This is a genomic window from Streptomyces clavuligerus, from assembly GCF_005519465.1.
Taxonomy (GTDB): Bacteria; Actinomycetota; Actinomycetes; order Streptomycetales; family Streptomycetaceae; genus Streptomyces; species Streptomyces clavuligerus.
Genome location: NZ_CP027859.1, coordinates 522034 through 537914 on the forward strand (window position 1 = coordinate 522034; position 15881 = coordinate 537914).

General features: G+C 71.3%; 9 protein-coding genes and 2 pseudogenes. 8 read left to right on the forward strand and 3 right to left on the reverse strand.

What is annotated here, in order from left to right; translation table 11 throughout:
• Nucleotides 1–256 precede the first annotated feature (256 nt).
• Complete coding sequence (locus CRV15_RS30630; RefSeq protein ID WP_003954387.1) at nt 257–1108, reverse strand: LysR family transcriptional regulator; 852 nt, start codon at nt 1106–1108, stop codon at nt 257–259.
• Nucleotides 1109–1744: 636 nt separating this feature from the next.
• Here CRV15_RS30630 and CRV15_RS30635 point away from each other — a divergent pair.
• Nucleotides 1745–2839, forward strand: a complete 1095-nt coding sequence (locus CRV15_RS30635) for an endonuclease/exonuclease/phosphatase family protein (protein ID WP_009999163.1) — start codon at nt 1745–1747, stop codon at nt 2837–2839.
• Between the two features lie 365 nt (nt 2840–3204).
• Here the strand turns inward: CRV15_RS30635 and CRV15_RS30640 are convergent.
• Nucleotides 3205–3771, reverse strand: a pseudogene (locus CRV15_RS30640) (helix-turn-helix domain-containing protein); the annotation flags it as partial.
• Nucleotides 3772–3858: 87 nt separating this feature from the next.
• Here CRV15_RS30640 and CRV15_RS30645 point away from each other — a divergent pair.
• Nucleotides 3859–4452, forward strand: a pseudogene (locus CRV15_RS30645) (class I SAM-dependent methyltransferase); the annotation flags it as partial.
• Between the two features lie 99 nt (nt 4453–4551).
• On the opposite strand, the gene CRV15_RS30650 reads toward CRV15_RS30645, so the two are convergent.
• Nucleotides 4552–5988, reverse strand: a complete 1437-nt coding sequence (locus tag CRV15_RS30650; protein ID WP_137986991.1) for a hypothetical protein — start codon at nt 5986–5988, stop codon at nt 4552–4554.
• Nucleotides 5989–6662: 674 nt separating this feature from the next.
• Here CRV15_RS30650 and CRV15_RS30655 point away from each other — a divergent pair.
• The 6 genes from CRV15_RS30655 to CRV15_RS30680 all read left to right on the forward strand — a co-directional run bounded on the left by CRV15_RS30655 (nt 6663) and on the right by CRV15_RS30680 (nt 15718).
• Nucleotides 6663–6956, forward strand: coding sequence for a hypothetical protein (locus tag CRV15_RS30655; RefSeq protein ID WP_230864314.1), 294 nt, complete (start codon nt 6663–6665; stop codon nt 6954–6956).
• 278 nt (nt 6957–7234) lie between these two features.
• A complete protein-coding gene (locus CRV15_RS30660) occupies nt 7235–10102 on the forward strand; it encodes an eCIS core domain-containing protein (protein WP_003963147.1) in 2868 nt (955 codons plus the stop codon).
• Nucleotides 10103–10540: 438 nt separating this feature from the next.
• The gene (locus CRV15_RS30665) at nt 10541–11785 is read left to right on the forward strand and encodes an LLM class flavin-dependent oxidoreductase (protein WP_003963148.1); all 1245 of its coding nucleotides are present in this window, start codon (nt 10541–10543) and stop codon (nt 11783–11785) included.
• 407 nt (nt 11786–12192) lie between these two features.
• Nucleotides 12193–13155, forward strand: a complete 963-nt coding sequence (locus CRV15_RS30670) for a DUF389 domain-containing protein (RefSeq protein WP_009999167.1) — start codon at nt 12193–12195, stop codon at nt 13153–13155.
• A gap of 303 nt (nt 13156–13458) precedes the next feature.
• Complete coding sequence (locus CRV15_RS30675) at nt 13459–14616, forward strand: polyprenyl synthetase family protein (protein ID WP_003963150.1); 1158 nt, start codon at nt 13459–13461, stop codon at nt 14614–14616.
• Nucleotides 14617–15292: 676 nt separating this feature from the next.
• Nucleotides 15293–15718 carry a hypothetical protein gene (locus tag CRV15_RS30680; RefSeq protein ID WP_003954402.1) on the forward strand — a complete coding sequence of 142 codons (426 nt, stop codon included), beginning with the start codon at nt 15293–15295 and terminating at the stop codon, nt 15716–15718.
• Nucleotides 15719–15881: the final 163 nt, after the last annotated feature.

Sequence of the window (15881 nt, forward strand, 5' to 3'; positions counted from 1 at the left end):
AGTATGGTGGCTGGCCGGACGGCCTCGCGGCCTCCCGCCGCCCCCTGTGCCGGGCCGGGCCGATGCCTCCCCCGGCCGATAGCGGTACCGGCACCGCGGACCGCCCTCGGTGACCCCACCGGGCTGATCCGCGCGCCGCACGGAGCCCGCCTCGAACCGGTCACCGGGTGTTCACGGACTTCCGCTCCCGGCAGAGGTGTTCATGCCGCGCCCAGCGGTGGCTGCCGGGCGGGTGCGCCGCGATGGCAGGTTTGCCTCAGTGCCGGTAGGCGGCCGTCGCGAGCCGTACGAACGGCCGGATCAACGGGTTCGCGTCACCCTCGTTCCACGCCGCCACCACCAGGCTCGGCTCCATGTCGGTCAACGGGACCACGGCCAGCTCCCCGGACAGCTCGTGCCCGAGCGGGGCCATGCCGACCGTGCCGTTCCACAGCACGGCCTGCACGCACTCCTGGACGCCGCGCACCACCGGGCCCTCACGGGGCTCGCCGCCGTTCCAGTACGAGAGCCAGAGCGGGTCGGTGCCGTCCGGGAACCGGAACCAGCGCCGGGCCGCCAGGTCGGCCAGTTCCAGATGGTCGCGGCGGGCCAGCGGGTCGTCGGCGCGCAGCACCGCGCCCACCGGGTCGGCACGCAGCTTGTGCACCGTCAGGCCGGTCTCGTCGAACGGTGCGCGGGTCAGGGCGACGTCGACCAGTCCCGCCCGCAGCCCGCAGGTCGGGTCGGTGAGGTCGGTCTCACGGATGCGGACCTCGACGTCCGGGTGGCGCAGGCGGTACGCGGCGGCCAGCCGCTGGGCACCCCGGTCGGTGCTGTCGCCCAGCAGTCCGACGGTGAGGACCGCGGTGCCCGCCGCCGCGGCCACCCGTACCCGTATCCGATCGGCCCGGGCGAGCAGGGTACGCGCCTCGGTCAGGAGCGTCGCCCCGGCGGGGGTGAGCGTCACGCCTGCTGCGGAGCGGCGGAGCAATGGGGTACCGAGGCCGGACTCCAACTGCTTGATCGCCCGGCTGAGGGGAGGCTGACTCATATGCAGCCGGGCGGCGGCCCGGCCGAAATGGAGTTCCTCGGCCACGGCCACGAAGTACCGCAGGGTGCGCAGCTCCATGACCGGCGACGATACCCCTGCCGTATCGATCCTGGCCACGGCAGGGGGCGGGCCCTGGTGGACCGGGAGCCGTCTTTGCCGAGGACCTGGAGCGGTGACCCGCAGCGGTGCCGCCGGCGAAGTCGTCGCGTCCGGGGCCGGCGTCATGCCGTGATCACTATCCCGGAACGGGACGGACAGGACGGACAGGACAGATGGACGGGACGGACGGATGAAAGGAAACGGGACGCAAGGAAACGGGAGGGGACGGGCCGCTGGGCCGGTCGTCCTCCGGGCAGTCGCCGCTCCGGCGCCGCGCACTCCGGCGGGTGCCGGGAGCCTGCCGGTACGGGACGGTGGCACCCCGCAGGGCGTCCCGGGCGCCGGGGGCTGCCGGTGCTCCACCCGCGGAGCCTTCGGCAACCCGGAGCCGGAGGGAGCGGGTCTGCTCCACCCCGTCGATGTCTCGAAGCCCACGGGCGCCCGCACGCTGTCCAGCGCGAGCGCGGCGACGCCGCAGGTCCCGGCTGTTGATCATTCAGCATCTGTCGTTGCGCCTGGGTTCATGTGTCGTGCACGAGTGGCCTCAAAACTTTCTCCCGGCCCGCGTCGAACCGTGACCGGGCCATGGACGCAGGCGATTACTGGAGGTCATGGATGGTCGAGCGGCGTGAGTTGCTGGGGATGGTCGGCGCGGCCGTCGGAGCGGGAGTGCTGGGCATGGGCACGGCCGAGGCCGCCCCGCGGGACGGGCGGAAGCACGGCGGGCCCCGGCACCGGAAGCTCAAGGTCATGCAGTTCAACATCTGGCTCGGCGGCAGCCGGGTGCCGGGCGGCCGGGCGGGTATCGCCGACACCATCGCCGCGGTCGAACCGGACGTGGTGATGCTCAGCGAGTCGAACCCGGAGCGGGTGGCCCATCTCCTGGCCGATCTCGCCGAGCGCGGGCTGACCTACTTCGACAACAAGAACCCCGTCGACCCGGCGGTGATCTCGCGTTACCCGATCATCGAGCACGCCTCCTTCCCGTACTGGTCAAAGGCGGTCGTCTCGGTCGACGGCACCGAGGTCGCGGCCTACTCCGGGCACCTGGAGTACCGCTACTACGTCAACTACCTGCCGCGCGGCTACGGCGGCGGCACCCCGTCGCCCCTGGAGACCTCCGAGTACGGCTGGGGCGAGATCCCGACCGGTCCCATCACCGACACCGGCCTGATCACACGGCTCAACGCGGCCTCCGGACGCACGAAGGTGACCAGGACGGTACTCGCGGACGCCGCCGAGGAACGGGCCAAGGGGCGGCTGACGCTGCTGGCCGGTGACTTCAACGAGCCCTCCCACCGGGACTGGAACCACCGGACCCGGAACCTGTTCGACCACAACGGCACCGTCGTCACCTGGTCGACGACGAAGGCGATCGAGGACGCCGGTTTCCGCGACAGCTATCGCGTGATCCACCCCGACCCCGTCCGGCGGCCGGGCTTCACCTGGCCGAGCGACAACCCCGGCGCCGACGTCAGTCAGCTCACCTGGGCGCCGAAGGCCGACGAACGGGACCGGATCGACTTCGTCTTCTACCACCCTGACAGACGAATCCACCTGCTCGACAGCGTGATCGTCGGGCCGTCCAGCACCATCGTCCGCAATCAGCGGGTGGAGGAATCGGGCAGGGACAGGTTCTGGGAACCCACCTGGACCTGGCCGACCGACCACAAGGCCGTCCTCAGCACCTTCCGGGTGACCATCCGCTGAGCGGGCCCCTCTCCCGTCGACGGCCACCGGCCCGGGACGCCACGGGTCCACGGGCCTCCGGCGGCCCGGCCCCTCCTTCCGGCCCCGGGCCGCGCCCCCGGCGGAACAGCACCGGCGGGGGCGCGGGCCCCGGAAGTCGCGACGGGCCGGACCGCGCTCCGGCGGACACCGGACACCGGACAGCGACCGGATCAGGGATGTCCGCCCCGCCGCCTCCCGGGTGCCGACTCGGCCTCGGCGGACAGGGAAACGGGCGGGCCGGGAGTCCCCTTCCCCGTACGGGCGGAGGAAGGCGCGTTCCCCGTGCGGACGGAGGCAGGCACGTTCCCCATGCGGGCGGAGGCAGGCGCGGTGTCTCCCGCGTGGTGCACATGGGCCCGCAGCCCCTGCGGTCCGAACAGGATGAGCAGTTCGACCGCGCCGCCGTCGGCGGTGCCCAGCCAGTGCGGCAAGGAGGTGTCGAACTCGGCGGCCTCACCGGGCGGCAGGGTCAGATCGCGCTCGCCGAGCACGAGCCGCAGACGGCCGCTGAGCACATAGAGCCATTCGAAGCCCTCGTGGGTCCGCGGGGCGGGTTCGAGCGGCCCCGGGCGGGCGGGGATGATCATCTTGAACGCGTGGACCCCGCCCGGGCGGCGGGACAGGGGCACGAAGGTGATGCCGAACCGGCTGACCGGCTTGAGATGGACGCGGGGGTCACCGGTGCGCGGGGCGCCGACGAGGTCGTCCAGGGGAACGTTGTAGGTGCGGGCCAGGGGCAGCAGCAGTTCCAGGGTCGGCCGGCGCTGCCCGTTCTCCAGCCGGGACAGGGTGCTCTCCGACACACCGGTCGTCGTCGCGAGATCGGCGAGGGTGATGCCGCGGTCCCGCCGCAGGGCGCGAAGGCGCGGTCCCACCGCGTCGAGCACCTCGTCGTCCGTGGTCCGGTCCATGAGGGCATCTTGCCATTGCCGCAAGTTTCCGTGCCGGTTCGTGGTGTGCGCGGTGAGACTGGGCGCCCACCGACACAAGGAGATCCGATGGGCACCACCGACGCGGTCGCGTTCTGGGACGGCGTGTACGCGGACCGGCCGGAGGCCATGGACCCGCGGCCGAATGTCCGGCTCACCGGGACGGTGGCGGAGCTGCCGCCCGGTGACGCGCTGGACCTCGGGTGCGGCACGGGCGGCGACGCGCTGTGGCTGGCCCGTCAGGGGTGGCGGGTCACCGCCGTGGACATCTCGGCCGTGGCGGTCGAGCGGCTCGCCGGGCTCGCCCGGGCGCACGCCCTGGACGGCCGGGTCTCCGCCGTGCGGCACGACCTGCGCACGTCCTTCCCGTCGGGCGGATTCGACCTGATCAGCGCCCACTATCTGCACACCCCCTTCGATCTGGACCGGGCAGCCGTCCTGCGCTCGGCCACGCGCGCACTGCGTCCGGGCGGACGGCTGCTGGTCGTCGACCACGGCTCGGCCGCACCGTGGTCGTGGAACCGGAATGATCCGGGCGTCCGTTACCCGGGTCCGCGGGAGGTCGCCACGGACATCGGTCTGGATCCGGCGGTGTGGACGGTCGAACGGGCCGACACACCCCGCCGGATCGCGAACGGACCGGACGGGCGGACCGCCGCCGTTCAGATCACCGGACGGGGTCGGTGTCGCGGTGACCGCGCCGACCTGGGACGCCGGGTGTCCGTGTCCGTCCCCTGTCGGCGCGGGTCACGACCGAGGGGTTCAGCGACGGGCGGCCGTCCCGGGCAGACCGGTTCCCGCCGACCAGATCTGGCCGATGTAACGGCCCGTCGGCTCATCCCACCTGGTCTCCTCCCACACACCGGCGGCCTGGCCCGCCGCTCCTCCGGCGACATGGCCGATGGCCACCGCCGACGGTGTCCGGCTGAGCGTCTTCGGCGCGGTCCAGACGCCGTCGACCCGCGCGGCGTGCCGGAAGACCCGTCCGGTGTCCCAGGTCGGCGACGCCTCCTGCACCCAGCCCACATGGACGGTACCGTCGGGGCCGATCTCCGCGTCGAACTGCTCGGGGACGTAATCCGTCGACAGCGTCCGGACCGGGGACCAGGCACCGGCGGTGGAACGTGTGACCGCACGGGTGCCGAAACCGATGGTGCGGTGGTCGACCCAGACCACGGTGATCTCGCCGTTGGGCGCGACGAGCGGGCGGGTCGTGACCGCCGAGTGCACCTCGGCGACGGTCTCGACCGGACCCCACTGGGTGCTGCCTGCCTCGCGGACGGTCATCGCCATCGTGTCGGGACCGCCGACCGTGTCGGCGGGGCTGGTCCACAGCAGCACGGACCTGCCGTCGGGCCCCTGCCCGGCCTGGACCGCGTGCGCTTCGGACGAAGGCGCGGAGAGCGCCCGGGGCGCGGTCCACCCTGCCGCGCCGGCCGGCTTGTCGACGGCCATGACGGCGCTGGTGTGCGGACCGTTCTCGTTCCAGACGACCGTCAGCGACCCGTCCGCCGCGACGAGGATCTGCTGGTCCCCCTCGGTGGTGTCGGCGGGGGTGGTGTCGAGGCGTTCGGGGGTGGACCAGTCTCCGGCCGGGGTGGCGCGCTGGGTGACGAGGATCTCGGAGGACTGGCTGGAGGCCGACTGCCGCCAGGCCATCACGGCGCTGCCCGACGGGCCGATCGCCATGGCCGGGATGATCGGGGAGGAGTGCTGGACGATGTCGACCGGGGTCGACCAGCCCGTCGCGCCGGGGGCGAGCACCGAGGTGCGGATGGTGTACGAGGGCCCCGTCCGCAGCCAGGTCAGGGTGACGGAGCCGTCGGGCGCGGGGAGCAGTCGCACGGCCGGATGGCCCTTGCGCACGTCCATGGTGTCGACGAGCGTCGACGCGCCCCAGGTGGCGCTGTTCGCGGGCCGGACGGCCACCCGGACCTCCAGGTCGTCGGTTCCGTCGACCTGGCGGTACAGGGCCGCGACGACATCGCCGTTGGCGGCGGTCTTCACGTCGATGACGTTGACGGCCTCGTCCCCGCCGGTCAGTGCCGTCGGGGTGCTCCACGGTCCGGTCGCGCTCGCGGGCGCCGCCGCGGCGATGGGGGCGGTTCCCGCCATGGTGCCCATCGCCAGCACGGAGACGAGCGAAGCACCGGCTATCCGGCGCAGAACCCTGCCGCGAGGTTGAACGTGCTTTCTCAAAGCTCCTCCTGTTGGCTTCCACAGCCATGGTGTCCTGACGGGCGCATCGGCTCCGGCCACGGCTCGCGAACCCGACAAATCGATGCCCCGTACATGCAAACGGGCGGACGGTATCGATCACCGCCTGCAGTCGCCTTGCCACTCGCATGCCACGTCACGCGGACGCACGGGCGGCTTCCGCTGCTGGCCGGGCGAACCGGGGACGGCCAGGAGTCCGATCGCCGGTGCCGCATCCGCCGTCCAGCCGTTCCGCCGTCCTGCCGTTTCGCCGTTCCGCCGTTCCGCCGTTCCGCCGTTCCGCCGTCCAGGATCGCCAGGCACGTGAAGCTGTCCCCGTTGAACGCGCGAGCAGTCCGCCGTCCCCGCAGCATCCGCCGAAAGACACGTGCCGCTGTGGTTGTTCCTGAGGGAGTGCACCGGGTACCCATCGACGTATTTTTCCCGGGCCGACGTCCACAGCCGATCAACGGACAGGCCGCAGTGGAACTGCTGGGGACAGGTGAACCCGTATGGGGCTCCCGGGACCGACAGACCCTGTCGCTGTTCGAGTTGCTGAAGTGGTGAGCGTTCGACCGGACCATGCGTGAGCCGGCGGGCGTTCCCAGGCGATACCGGGTCTGACAGGCTGTGATATGCGGGGAGCTGTCGCGTCTCGCCGCAGGATGGAGGTCCGGATGGCGGGGATCGAGGGCGAGCCGGCGGAGGTACGGATTCCGCGTGCGGCCCTGGACGCCATGGCCGCAGCGCTGAGCGTGCGAACGGCGGCGATGCGGACCTGGCCCGACGGCATCGACTGGATGTACCCGATGGGGACGTGGGAGCAGCCGCACCTGGAGTTCGCGCTCATGCCCGGCGGTGAGGAGGTGTGGCTGCGGATGTCCACCGACCGTTCCAGCGTCGCCGTGTGGACCATCCAGCAGTGGTGGGAGTTCACCAAAGAGCTGCCCGAGGCGACGCCCCCCGGCTGACATCGTCCCTCGGTGCGCTGCGAACGGCCCGTCCCCGGCAGACCATTGCCGGGGGCGGGCCGTCGGCGTTCGCCGTGGCCGTCCGAGCCGGGTGAGCCGGGTGATGGCGGTGTCCGTCCGGTCATCGGCTGTCCCGACCTGGTACAGGCGGCTCCGGCGGCCCCGGCGGACACCGCCCGGTGCCCACCGGGACACGCCACACTGCCCCCGCGCTTCTGGTAACAGACTCACCCACCGGTTAGGAAGAATCACTCTCGGTTTCTCGGAAGGAAGCCTCCATGGCCTTCGCGCAGGGCAAGGACAGAAACTCCGCCACCGGGCACGACTCCGCTGCCCGGCGCTCCCGCCCACCGGCCTCCGGGGAGACTCCGCACCGTCCGCTGGAGGCCCTGCAGAGCACGGTGGGGAACGCCGGGGTCGTCCAGATGCTCCGCCGGGCCGGTCACCTGTGGGCGGAGGGGGCGGACCGGCACGGCCCCGGCTGCGGGTACCAGGAGCAGTCGGCGCGCGCTCCCGAGGTGCAGCGATCGGCCGCCCATGATGTCCTGCGGGGCCCGGGGCGGCCGATGGACGAGGACACCCGGTCGGAGATGGAGTCACGGCTCGGTGCCGACTTCTCGGACGTCCGGCTACACAACGACGCCACCGCGCGGCGCTCGGCGGCGGAGCTGGGCGCCCGGGCCTACACCTCGGGCAGCCATGTGGTCATCGGCGAGGGCGGAGGCGACAAGCACACCCTCGCCCATGAGCTGACCCATGTCGTCCAGCAGCGCCAGGGGCCCGTGGCCGGTACCGACAACGGGACCGGCCTGCGGGTCAGCGACCCCTCGGACCACTTCGAGCGGGCGGCCGAGGCCAACGCCCGCGCGGTGATGAGCGGTCCGGTGCCCGAGCGGCCGGAGAGCGCCGAAGAGGCGGGCTCCCCCGGCCGTGCGGGCGCGCGGGGGTCCGTGCAGCGGGCCGTGACGGTCGGGGACGACGTGTACTCCGACTCCGGCAAGCGGGCCGACGCGGAGCCGGACCACGAGAAGCTGTGGGCGCATGTGGAGGCGGTCGGCTGGGAGAGGGCGGCCCGCGTCGACATGCTGGGGGACGCGGCGGAGACAGCCGGGCTGCTCCAGGCCGAGCTGGGGAGGAAGAGGCTCGACGGCGAGTTCCGGGACACCCTGCTCGGGGGTGCCCGGGAAGCGGCCGCGGCGATCCGGGAGGAGGTGCTCCGGGCCGTGCAGCGCCAGGAGCTGATCGACGAGGCGACCAACGAGGCCGAGGACATGGAGGTCGACGAGGACGAGGAGATGGAAGTCGGCGCCGGTGGACACGACAGCAGCGGACTCAAGGAACAGATCCGCGAGCTGACACGCCAGCAGGCCGAGACGCTCCACCGTCTGGTGGGTGACGCCGAGGCGCTCCAGATCCAGTTGAACCGGGCACGCGACCAGGTGAAGACGGCCAAACAGGCCGAGTCGATCAATAACGCGGCAGACTGGTCCGACGACCTCCGGTCCGACCTCCAGGGCGAGGCGCTCCGGGCCGATTCCCAGCTCAATTTCCCGCGGCACGAGGAGGGAATGCAGCGCCAGTTGGCCAAGTGGGTCAACGACAAGGGGGCCGGGTCGAACCCCGAGGGCAAGAGCCATCCGGTATTCGGCCGCAAGGCGCACAACCAGGGATACCCGCAGGTCGATCAGCTCTACGACGGCCTGTACGGCTGGGTGGCCCAGAAGCCCGAGCGCCACCGCGAGAAGGAAATCGCCCATCAGGTCAAGGGCAACAAAGAAATTGAGATCCGGCTCGATCTCATGCTGGCGAAGATCCTCCGCTGGGTACAGTCCAGCAAGGAGCTGATCGGTGTACTCGACGGCGTGAGTGTCATCGACCGCAGCGCCGATCAGATTCTCCAGCTCCGGCAGGTCCTCGGGCAGTCCCCCGGCGCCATCGCCTCACTCGACACCATGAAGCTCACCGGATTCGCCCCCTTCCAGGTGGCCCACCTCCAGAGCGTGATCCGCCGGAGCCCCGCCGAGCTGCAAACGCTCGACACCCAGCCGTTCACCGGGCTCACTCCCCAGCAGATCGTCAAGCTCCAGGAAATCTTCGCACGCAGTCCGGAGAAGCGGTACCAGGAGCTTGTCGAGCAACTGGAGACCGGCATCGTGGACGGGGATGCGTACGGCACCTACCGGAACTACTTCGATATCGATCTGGCGGAGGAGAGGGCAAGCGCCAGAACTCCGGAGCTGGCGGCGGCGAGGCCACTGACAGGGATCGCCACCCAATTCGACGGCAATATGCTCGCCGTTCTGACGAAACCCGACAAGTACAGCATGCGGGACAAGGTCGTGGTCCTGCACGATGTCACGGAGTACTTCTACCACGTCCGCCATGCCGCGGAGACCCTGGGCAGCAACCTCATCCCCGAGGTCACGGACGACGAGGTCATGACCACCACGCTGATCAACAAGGACGGCAGCCGGGCCATCGGGAGCCTCACCAAGGGAACAGACAAAGACAATCCCCTCAAGCTCCTCTCACGGGACGAGGACGACCCCTCGACCAAGCTGGCCCGGCTGCACAATGTCCCCGTGTGGGTGGGCCAGTCGGAAACGGCCTCGCGCATCATGAAAATCGGAAAGCTCGCCGGGGCCGATAACCAGGAGCTGGAGGCCGCCGCGTGGGCGCTGTTCGCCTTCTGGCGCCTCGACTACGACCACACGGTCGAATGGGGTTATCACACCCTGCACGAAGTACTCGACATGGCACACAATTTCGGAGTCGAGTACAACATGCTGAACCGGGACCGGGGCCTGCGGAAATTCCAGCCGGGAGCCCTCTCCCGCGAACTGGAGAACTGGCGCGCCCACTTCGCCCAGGAGATGGGCAGGCTCACGGCGGCCGTCGCCGACCACGACGGCCGCGCCGCCTCGGCGGGCCTTCCCGCGCTCGGCTCCGACCTCGGAAGGCTCCAGGGGATGATGTCGGCCATGGAGAAGATCGACTCCCCCCTCACCAAGGCGGAACGGAACGAGGACCCGGACCTGCCGGCCATGCTGCGCGAGTACGCGCTCGTCTGCCAGGAGGCCATCGCGCTCTACCGGCAGATCTGCGGCACCCTCGCCGCGGGGGCCCCGGCGACCCAGGGCGCATAGGCCCATCCGCCGCCCCCGCCCGGTGACGACCGCCTCGTCCGCTCCACTCAGTGGCCGCGGACGGGGCTCCGTGACGCATACGGGCAGGGCACCGGCAGCGGTCCGGGCACACCGAGGACCGGGGTGAACCGGTCAACACATGCGTCCGTGAGGTGGGTGTGCCTCACGACATGCACAAGGCGCGGCACCGGTCACCGTACGGACACCCGTGCCGTACGCCCGCGTCGACCGTGTTCCGGTCCTTCCCTCTTCTCCGTCCCCGTCCCTCGGAGTGGAGGACTGCGGTGATCGGGACCCCGGTTCATCCACAGGCGCGGGCGCGATGCCCACGGACGGGCGCGGCACTCCTCCCCGGATCGACCGACGCGGCGCGGGTGGACGGCTGCCTACAGGTGATCGAGTACGGTCCGGACGGTCCGGAGTGACGAGGAGCGCGTCATGCGGTTCGACATCTTCTGTAGTGTCGCCCAGGCTCATCCGGCGGAGCGGCTGCCCCCGCACGCGGCTGTCCTGGCCAACTTCCTGGAGCAGGCACAGGTGGCGGACGCTCTCGGGTTCGCCACGATATGGGTGGCCGGGAGCCATTTCAGCAGCGAGTTGCAGCAGGGACACCGTCGCCCGGTGATCCCGAACTGGCGTGGCGAGATCGGGCTGAACACGGACTTCTGCCAGTTGGCGGGGCAGGTCCTGACCCGTACCCGGCGTATTGAGGTCGGCTCCGCGGTCATGAACATCGTCGGCCAGGGCGGCCCGCTGGCCGCGGCCGAACGGGTGGCCGCGCTGGTGGGATGGCATGGCCTCGATCCCGCTGAGAGCAGGACCCTGCACATCGGATTCTCCGGCGGGCGCTTCGACTACATCAACCGGCTCAGCGGAGTGGTCCCGCGGACGGGCTGGGAGGAGGCGGCGTGGCCGCGGGTGCGCTCCGCTGTCGCGGCGGAGGCCGCGGAGATCTTTGTCAGGCTCCTCGCGGGTGAGACGCTGACCAGCGAGGACATACCGGAGGCGGAACTCGGGCCCGAGGCGTTTCCCGACCCGGAGATGTACCGGCGGGCGCTGGCGGAAGGCAGGTCCGTGGAGGGGCGGGTGGTGCTTCCCCGGCGGTGGGAGTTCGAGGCCGTCAAAGCGGTGCCGGAGATCGCCAGGCCGGACCTCCTCGAACTGGTGGTGGGCTCGCAGGACCAGGCTCTGCAAGCCCGCCTGAACCTCATTCGGCCGGTGAAGGTGTTCAACCTCAGCATCACCCCGCCCTCGGTGATCGAGGCCACCCACACCCGTCTCCAGCGGGTCTACCATCCCGCGGGCGGGCCCTGGCGGCGCGGGTACATGCCGCGCACGGTATTCGTCTTCCTGCACGACCACCGAGGCCGGTCCGCCGGGGCCAACCGGTCCGACGCGCGGGCCGACGCCGAGGCGCGGCTGGCCGCGTACTGGCGGGCCATGGAGGGCACGGTGAACCCCGCGCGGGTCGCAGCCGCCGCCGACAACGCGCTGATCGGGACCTCGGCCGACATCGCGGAACAGATCGGTGCCCGGTTCCATCCGCAGGACCGGCTCATGCTCTGGTTCGACTTCTTCACACAGGACAGCAAGAGGGTGTGCGAGCAGATGGACGCCTTCATGACCCGCGTGGTGCCCCGGCTCCCCCGCGCTTTCGCCTCCGGGCCCCCGGCGCGCGCCTGAAGCGCCGCCGTCGAGGGCGACGGTACTGCCGTTCTCAAGGTCGCGGGCCGCGCGGGAAGGGGCCGACGGCGAGGCCCCGCACATCATCGCGCGGCTGCTCCGCCGGCCCTCCTGGCGGGAGAGGCCGCGTTCGCCGCCGACGATTCCTGGCTCTCCGTCAGCCAGTGCCGTCGGAGGCGGGGAAGACGGCGGGGCTGGGGCGCCGCTGTATCGTCCGCCATGTCAGGGCCCGGTGATGATTGCCGCGTGCCGGGGGGCCGGTGGCACCGGTGCCACCGGCCCCCCGGGACCCCATATCCGCAGGTCCCTGCGGGGAGGCCGGGGTGTGCGCCCGTACGATGAGGCGGCCATACCCCCCGTACCGCCGCTCCCGGCGCCGTACCGAACACCCCGAGGAGGGACCGGTCGTGCTGCACCTGCGTCTGATCACCCCGGCCGACCGCACCGCCGAGGTCATCGAACTGATCGAACAGACCGTCGGCACGACCCATCTCGCCGTCGTGCCCGGCGCCGCGCTCGATCCGCGGGGCGATGTGGTGATGTGCGATGTCGCACGGGAGGCCGGCGACCAGCTGATCTCCGGGCTGCGGAAGCTCGGCATCGACGAATGCGGTTCCATCGCCGTCGAGGACATCGGCTTCCAACTCTCCACCCGCGCCCACCAGGCGGAGAAGGACGCCCCGGGCGAGGCGGCGGACGCGGTGCTGTGGGAGCGGCTGGAAGGGGAGACCCGTGAGGAGTCGACGCTCTCCGTCACCTATGTCGCCTTCATGACGCTGGCCACGATGATCGCCGCCTGTGGTGTGGTGCTGGACAACGCGATCCTGATCGTGGGCGCGATGGCGGTGGGTCCGGAGTTCGGCCCGCTCGCCGGTGTCTGCGCGGCCCTGGTCCAGCGCGCGCCCCGGCTGGCCTGGCGGTCGTCGCTCGCGCTGATCGTCGGATTCGCGGTCGCCATGGCGGCGACCGTGGGGTTCAGCCATCTGATGGAGCTGATGGACCTCTTCCACCCCAGCGACCTCGAAGCCGAGCGGCCCAACACCGATTTCATCTATCAGCCGGATGCCTTCTCGTTCGTGGTGGCGATCCTGGCGGGTATCGCGGGCATGCTCTCCCTGACCTCGTCCCGCTCCGGCGCGCTGGTCGGCGTGGCGATCTCGGTGACGACGATTCCGGCGGCGGCCAACGCGGCGGTCGCCTTCTCCTTCCAGGAGTACCGGCAGGCATGGGGGTCGACCGAGCAGTTGCTGCTGAATCTGCTGGGCATCGTGATCGCGGGGACGCTGACCCTGCTCGTGCAGAAAGTCCTCTGGTCGAGGTTCGGGGCGGAGGGGGTCTCGCCGTCCGGCAGGAAGAGTACGGCGGGCTGATCGGCCGCGAGCAGGGGGAACGGCCGCCCGGGGCGTGCGCGGGCTGTCCCGCGGCGGGCGCCGGAGCCGCCCGAAGGGGTGCGCGGCCCGGCCGCGCGCACCCGTCCACTGCCGCTGTTCCGTATGTCCGGCGGTCGGCCCGGGCAGCCTTCCGGGGGATGCCCAGGGCGGTCCCGGGGCACCGGGAGGGACGCGGCACGACACCGTCCGGCGCCGCCTCACCGAGAAAGGCGCACCGCCGTGACCGATCCGGTATCCACCCCGCCGGGACCGCACGCAGGCCATCGCCCGTTCGTGACCGGTATGTCCTCGCGCCGGGCCGGGCAGTGGGTCGACAGCCATATCGACGGCCAGTACCCGAGCGATCCGGCGCCCTGGGGTGCCGGGCCTCTTCCGGGGAATCCCTGGGACGGCCTCGACCTGGCTCTCCACGGTCATGTCGCGGACCGTCTGCACCGTGCCCTGGTCGCACCGGTGCGGCATCTCATCGACCACGGCGGCAGACGCTGGCGGCCCGCTCTGGTGGCGCACACCATCGAACTCCTGGGCGGTGCGCCAGAACGGTTCGGTCCGTTGGTCGCCGCGCTGGAGCTCGCCCATACGGGCTCCCTGGTGGTGGACGACGTCGAGGACGGCTCCGCCGTGCGGCGCGGTCGTCCCACCGCCCACGCGGCCTTCGGCACCGCCGTCGCGCTGAACGCGGGCACCGCCGCGTACTTCGCCTTCGACCGGGCCATCGATCTCACCCTGCCGGACGACTCCGACCTCGCCGGGGAGCTGCGGGCCCTGTTCCTCGCCGCTCTGCGCGCCGCCCATATGGGCCAGGCCCTGGACCTCCAGGGCCACCATCCGGAACTGGAACACGCTCTCACCAGCGGGGAGTCCGCCCCGGTCCTGCACAGTGTCCGGCTCACGCACCGGCTCAAGTCCGGCACGCTCGTCGCCGCCGGGTTCACCATGGCCGCCCTGGTCACCTGTGCGCCTCCCGCGCTCGTCGGCGCCCTCACCGACTTCGGTATGGCCCTGGGCACGGCCTATCAGATCACCGACGACACCGCCGACCTGGAGGGCGTCACGCACGACGGCCGTCCCACCAAGACCGTCGCCGAGGATCTGCGGGGTGCCAAGGTCACCCTGCCGCTCGCCCATGCCACGGCGCGTGTTCCCGCCGACCGTCTCATGGCGCTGTGGGGCCGGGTGCGGGACGGCGCCCGCGCCGACGACGGCCGTGCGGCGGGCAACGGGGGCGACGGACGGGCCGCGACGGACGGCCGGGCTGTGGAGGAACTGCGCCGCGCCCTGCTCTCCTGCGGTGCCGCCGCCGTCTGCGAGGAGGAGGCCAGGCTCCTGGTCGACGGGGCCTGGCACCGTCTGCGCCCCCTGCTGCCCCACCGCCATCCCGCCACGGCCCGGCTGGGAGAACTCGCCCGGCGCACCGTCCTGCGTTCCCGCACCGCCTGACACGGCCGAGCCCGGCGGCCACGGTTCGCCCGGGGCCGCGCGGAAGAAGGACAGGGTCGTGTACGGTTCCTGCTCACGCCGGGGCTCGGCGATCCAGGCCAGCTCCTCCAGCGGGTCCCGCCCGCACGCCTCGGGCACGTCCGCGTCGTCCGGACCGCCGCCGCGGAACCGTCTGCCCCACGCCGGGTCGATCCGGCCCACTCCGCCAACTCCTCCTCCGAGAGCACCACGGACGGCAGCCCCACCCCGTGGAGCAGGGCATGGCGTACGGCCCTTCGCTGCCAGGCTTCCGCGAGCGTTCGCCGGATCGTCTCCATGACGTGACGACAGAGGGAGCCATTGCCGCGCTGTACCGTCACCGCACCGTCGGCGTTGCCGCGCCGCTCCCACTGCCCCGTGGTGGTACGGGCCGCCGGGGCGCGAGCGGCGACCCGCGTGATGAAATCGGGCGTACAAACCCTTTTTTCGTCAACAGGACCAAGAATCCGGCGTCTTGTGCAGACGTCCCCCGGAAGCTGCCCGGCAGGCTTTCCCCGGCCATGTCGATGGTGGACGCACCGTTATTACGAGGGGATCTCGGATATCACGCGCAGCGCACCCGCGACATCGGGAATCCGCAGAGCTAGGCTGACTTCGCTCCGTGTCGGATACCCATCATCAACACAGGAGGATATTCGTGTCCTTTCCCAAAACGGCAACCGTTCTCGCCACAACGCTTCTCACCCTGGGCGCCACCATGGCCACGGCATCGGCGGCTTCGGCCTCTCCGGCCGGCACCGCCTCGGTCAAGGAGCAGGCCGCAGAGCAGGGCGCGCGGGCCAGAGTGGAATGCACCAGGCTCAGCAACGGGCAGCTCTGCATTTCCCTGGAAGTGGACCCTTCCCGTATCGTTGTCTTCTACACCAAAACGGGCGGTTCAACCATACGGGCGCGCCTCGGTTTTCGTTCCTCCGGAACTGACTGGGCCGGCTGGCGGGACATCAGGCTGAGCGAGCGAGCCGCCAACATCTGGAACATGAGCTACCCGTGCTCCCGGGATTATGTGGGCTTGATCCAGGTCGAGGGACAGGGAACGTTCGAGACCCCGAAAGCCACCTGCTGATTGCCCGGTCATCACAGCGGCACCGGGCCGAGCGGCTGGTCCCGGCCCGGTGCCATTGATGAGCACGGCGGCTGAGAAAGACCGCTCATCTCCCCAGGCTCTGTCCCTTCCCTGAGAATTCCCGATGTTTCCGCCGCCGGGGAACACGGGAATGCGCCCACGG

Coding starts and splice junctions, on each gene's coding strand:
- CRV15_RS30630 (WP_003954387.1), bottom strand. CDS start 1,108: ATGGAGCTGCGCACCCTGCGGTACTTCGTGGCCGTGGCCGAGGAACTC.
- CRV15_RS30675 (WP_003963150.1), top strand. CDS start 13,459: ATGTCCTCGCGCCGGGCCGGGCAGTGGGTCGACAGCCATATCGACGGC.
- CRV15_RS30660 (WP_003963147.1), top strand. CDS start 7,235: ATGGCCTTCGCGCAGGGCAAGGACAGAAACTCCGCCACCGGGCACGAC.
- CRV15_RS30655 (WP_230864314.1), top strand. CDS start 6,663: ATGGCGGGGATCGAGGGCGAGCCGGCGGAGGTACGGATTCCGCGTGCG.
- CRV15_RS30635 (WP_009999163.1), top strand. CDS start 1,745: ATGGTCGAGCGGCGTGAGTTGCTGGGGATGGTCGGCGCGGCCGTCGGA.
- CRV15_RS30665 (WP_003963148.1), top strand. CDS start 10,541: ATGCGGTTCGACATCTTCTGTAGTGTCGCCCAGGCTCATCCGGCGGAG.